General features: G+C 44.3%; 5 protein-coding genes. 1 reads left to right on the top strand and 4 read right to left on the bottom strand.

Annotated elements, in window-relative coordinates; genetic code table 11:
- Window positions 1–790 precede the first annotated feature (790 nt).
- Window positions 791–2104 carry a 4-aminobutyrate--2-oxoglutarate transaminase gene (gene gabT, locus QN379_RS23045; RefSeq protein ID WP_322239694.1) on the bottom strand — a complete coding sequence of 438 codons (1314 nt, stop codon included), beginning with the start codon at window positions 2102–2104 and terminating at the stop codon, window positions 791–793.
- 108 nt (window positions 2105–2212) lie between these two features.
- On the opposite strand from gabT, the gene QN379_RS23040 reads away from it, so the two are divergent.
- Window positions 2213–2383, top strand: a complete 171-nt coding sequence (locus tag QN379_RS23040) for a hypothetical protein (RefSeq protein ID WP_322239696.1) — start codon at window positions 2213–2215, stop codon at window positions 2381–2383.
- A gap of 386 nt (window positions 2384–2769) precedes the next feature.
- On the opposite strand, the gene QN379_RS23035 is transcribed toward QN379_RS23040, so the two are convergent.
- The 3 genes from QN379_RS23035 to QN379_RS23025 form a co-directional block, all read right to left on the bottom strand.
- On the bottom strand, window positions 2770–3336 hold the full coding sequence (locus QN379_RS23035) for a hypothetical protein (protein WP_322239698.1): 567 nt from the start codon (window positions 3334–3336) through the stop codon (window positions 2770–2772).
- 100 nt (window positions 3337–3436) lie between these two features.
- The gene (locus QN379_RS23030) at window positions 3437–3649 is read right to left on the bottom strand and encodes a hypothetical protein (protein ID WP_322239700.1); all 213 of its coding nucleotides are present in this window, start codon (window positions 3647–3649) and stop codon (window positions 3437–3439) included.
- A 30-nt stretch (window positions 3650–3679) separates the two neighbouring features.
- Window positions 3680–3889 (bottom strand): hypothetical protein, encoded by a 210-nt coding sequence (locus QN379_RS23025; RefSeq protein ID WP_323507721.1) that lies wholly within the window; start codon window positions 3887–3889, stop codon window positions 3680–3682.
- Between the last annotated feature and the right edge of the window lie 448 nt (window positions 3890–4337).

The following is a 4337-nucleotide window of genomic DNA, read 5'->3' as shown; positions in this document are numbered from 1 at the left end:
GTTATCGGCATCGGACCAGACACCGTTGATATAAGCTTGCTGGCGAAATAAAGAAGCGTCTTTTAATTGCAACATAAAAAATCCTTAGCGGGTAGTTAAGACAGGGAGTTTATGGGCGTTGCTATCACAATACAGTCAAGATGCAATACAGCAACACGAAAAAGTAAGCCGGGGATGACATTATTAAGGCGGCTGAAAACTCTCAAGCCGCAGCTGCGAATATTACTGAATTTTAACCAGAGCGTGTTAACGTTCGAATGTTGATTTATAAATGGTTTGTTAGATGTTATTGGTATGGTTTCGATTCGTCGACGACTGAAACGGTTGGTGCTCCAGGGATGCTTGTCGGGGTGGCCCGACAGCCAGTCATATATGGACACTCTCAGTTTGACAAGCATTCAATCGATGATCAGAAACCGGTCAAGATTGCATCCATATATCGGGACTTTAGGCGGGATTATTCCCTTGTCCCTGATCGAGCCAAAAGAAACTAACCAAAAAGAAGGCGACCCCAGAGACGCCGCCCTCAGATCACCAAGTTTTTCGACTTTCAGTCAGGTTGAAAGACCAACTCGCTACACTCAAACATGTCTTCCAATAATCCCGACTGACAGCTGAAATACTTGGCAGCGTCAATGACGATAGGTCAAAAAAAAATTCAAAACAAATTCAAAGACTACCGCAACAGCCTTCATAACGTATGTGATTCAGTTTGCACCAACCTCACTTTAAGCTTTATATGTCAACACGCCCGAATGCGTCATTTTGATCGCCAGAGACAGATCAAAGACTACGCACTGCGCATCACGGTGCCCAGAATAGCCAGCGCTTCATCCATCACAGCATCAGGAATCGTCAATGGAAAGAGAAAACGAATAACGTTACCGTAGACGCCGCAGGTTAATAATAACAAGCCTTTTTTAAGTGCTTCTGTCTGGACCCGTTTAGCGAAATCGGCATCAGCATCGCGGGTGCCCGGCTTCAGAAATTCAACTGCCACCATTGCACCAAGCCCACGAATATCGGCAATCTGAGGCACCTCTGCACCCAAAATTTCAAGTTGATTCTTGAGCTTTTTGCCGAGGATATTGGCACGGTCGACCAGTTGCTCTTCCTCGATCACTTCCAGTACGGCCAGCGCGGATGCAACCGCCAGCGGATTACCGGCATAGGTACCGCCCAGACCACCAGGCGCTGCTGCGTCCATAATCTCGGCCCGTCCGCACACTGCAGACAAAGGCATACCACCAGCCAAACTCTTGGCCATCGTCATCAGATCAGGAATTACATTGTAGTGCTCAATAGCGAAGAGCTTGCCGGTGCGCGCAAAGCCAGTCTGAATTTCATCGACGATTAGCAAAATACCCAGCTCATCACATAACTTACGCAACGCTTGCATGAGTTCGACAGGTGCGCAATAAAATCCGCCCTCACCTTGCACCGGCTCCAAAATAATCGCCGCTACACGTTGCGGATCAACATCGGTCTTGAACAGCATTTGCAAGGCTGCCAGTGAATCTTTTGTTGTGACGCCATGCAACTCGACCGGGAATGGGACATGATAAATTTCGGAAGGAAATGGTCCAAAGCCCACCTTGTAGGGAACGACCTTGCCGGTCAACGCCATTCCCATCATAGTGCGACCATGAAAAGCGCCCGAGAAAGCGATCACCGCTGTGCGACCCGTTGCAGCACGGGCGATTTTGACCGCATTTTCTACAGCCTCGGCGCCAGTAGAAAAGAATGCTGTTTTTTTGGCATGAGTGCCCGGCGTGATCGCATTGATGCGCTCTGCCAGCGTAACGTAACTTTCATACGGCACAATTTGATAGGCAGTATGGGTAAATTTACCTAACTGCTCCTGAATAGCGGCCACCAGTTTGGGATGGCGATGCCCGGTATTCAGTACCGCGATACCGGCAGCGAAATCAATAAAGCGGCGATTTTCGACATCCCATATCTCTGCATTTAACGCATGTGAAGCATAAAAATCACACATAACGCCGACCCCGCGTGGCGTCGCAGCATTCTTGCGTTGGTGAAGTTGCGCGTTGGTGGAGTTGTTAATTGGTACTGTAGTGGCGTGAAAACCATCGTTTTTCATGAAAGCTCCGTTAGTGTCTGGTTATGTATTCTAAAATCCATAACGAATACTAAAGCTGCCGTGGATCTATAATATAGTGCCACTTTCAATTTTCTTATGGAGCCACTTTTGCCGATCGCCTCACTTTCCGAGTTTCTCCAGATGCGTATTGAGCGCCCTAAGAAACTGGCGTCGAAGCAAGCCATTGCAGAGAAATCCGACGGAGGCAAAGATGCAATCGCAGTGCCCTCTACGATCAGTGTATGGCTTCGAGAACAAGCCACCAGTCATCACGCGTAAAGAAACCCAAAGCTAAAACCACTTTATTCAGTCAACAAAACGCCGCTCCTTCCGCACAATAAATGCAGAAGGAGCGGCTTTTTTGCGTCGACCCGAGTCAGAAATGCGCGATGAATTTATTGCGCAGATTGATAGCGACTACACCAATAGAGCCTGTTAGCTAAAATTGAAATCAATGACAAAATAAATTTTTGGTTCAGATAGGTCAGCTACGAAAATAACATAATTGCAGAGCTGAAATTTCAGGCTTAAGTACAAAAAAATTCATTTGAATTTGCAGGAATTGAGGAAAGGAAACCTGTCTTAATTTATGCTCTTTTTTTGCCTAATGATTACGCTTTTTATTAATATCGGGAACCGTTGATGCACCATCGGGAAATGTAGTTTTATTTCATGAGCACGAGGCTACCGATAATCACCGCCATAAATAAAACACCGCCTATAACAATAGTTAGCCAATTCAATACACTAAAACGATCATTTTTATCATGATCAGGTGTGACTGCATGATTGATTTGATTCACACGGATTTGTACAGGCACGAAGAAAATTGGTGCCATCAATGAAATAAGTAAACAAATATGTCCGAGCCTGGAGATAGATGCCACAACAATCCACGCGATAGTGAGCGAACCTGCATGTAGCTTACCCTGGCTAGTATTCGGCGTTTTGAAATCACGTATTTTTTTAAACATTTGATAGCAAAACAAAAAAGCAAAGAGTGCTCGCGCAAAAGGCACAATATTGATCTTTTCCCGCGCCTTAACAAGCTGCCAATTTCGATAGAGCCAGACTATCTGGTAAAGCCCAAACGTACAAAACGACAACACTAAAAGCTTGGTAATTGAAACAGCGAAGAACGGTGTTTGCATCTCCGCTTTACCGTTAAACGAGCTAAGTACTTCTAATGGGGTTTCAGAAATAATGCTTTTTTCGTACTGGTTTGTATTCAAAATTTTCTCTACTTAGAAAGGACCTCAAGGGACCACAAAGTCTAGAGTAGCGTTCTTTTTTGTTAAACTGTTTCCTTCTTATATTAGTTAGGTGAATTACTTAACCAATGCCCTGAGCAACCATCGCGAGCAGATTGAATCTTCGCTGAAATTCAAGATTTTTGGATGGGCGCTTGCTGATGACGTCAGCAATTTCTTTATCGTAACCACTGTTGATATAGGCTAAGTTTTTCTGAACGTTCGTCGCATAGAACAGAAACTGTCCCTTACCGATAGACAGGCTTGGATTGGTCGCGACATATTCGGATTGCAAAATATGTAAGAACGCTTCTGCCTGTGCTGATTAAGGCACGTCGTAGCCGAGATTATAATCAGCCAGATTTTGCGCAGTATTTGCCAGCATGGATAACGCACCTTGTATTTGCTCTGGTGTTGGATGGTCTGTGTTGTACACTTCTTTCGCATAACGGCTGGCATTTTTTTTAATAAGTTCAACTTCTTTCGGATGCAACTGCCAATTATTAACATCAGGGCAGTCCGACGCAATATTCACCGCCAAACGCCGCCGACCTAGGCGGGGTGCGGCTATGGCCTATTTTTTAAAGCGCCTTAAATCCAGAACTCTCACATCATTTTTTACCGCAAAGCCAAATACAGCGCCAACCCCTAAAAATATAAATCCAGTTATAACAACAATATTTTTTCAAGAACTGTTTGCATTAAGGATGTATAACCATGGAAGCAAAAACACAAGCTGTCGTTGCATAGCTAATAAAAGTATAAATTTTTACTTCAAATTTTATCAAACTATCTTTTTTATGATTTAGCATGTTTTTGGTGGGTTGCATAAAGTAGGTGATTTAAATGGACTATCCATAATTGGCGTAACAATTGGTTGTAGCCATAAGCTACCAATCGAGAAACCTGTTTGCACCCAAGGATTTTGTGAAATCACATATGCGGGAATAAGAATCGAAGCGGAATCGTAAAGAGCTGTTCCT

It is taken from the genome of Glaciimonas sp. Gout2 (assembly GCF_035018905.1).
Lineage (GTDB): Bacteria > Pseudomonadota > Gammaproteobacteria > Burkholderiales > Burkholderiaceae_D > Glaciimonas.
Note: the sequence above shows the minus strand (reverse complement) of the source record. Positions and strands in the feature narration are given on the sequence as shown.

Excerpts from the sequence above, each read along its gene's own strand:
- gabT (WP_322239694.1), bottom strand. The coding sequence starts at position 2,104 with ATGAAAAACGATGGTTTTCACGCCACTACAGTACCAATTAACAACTCC.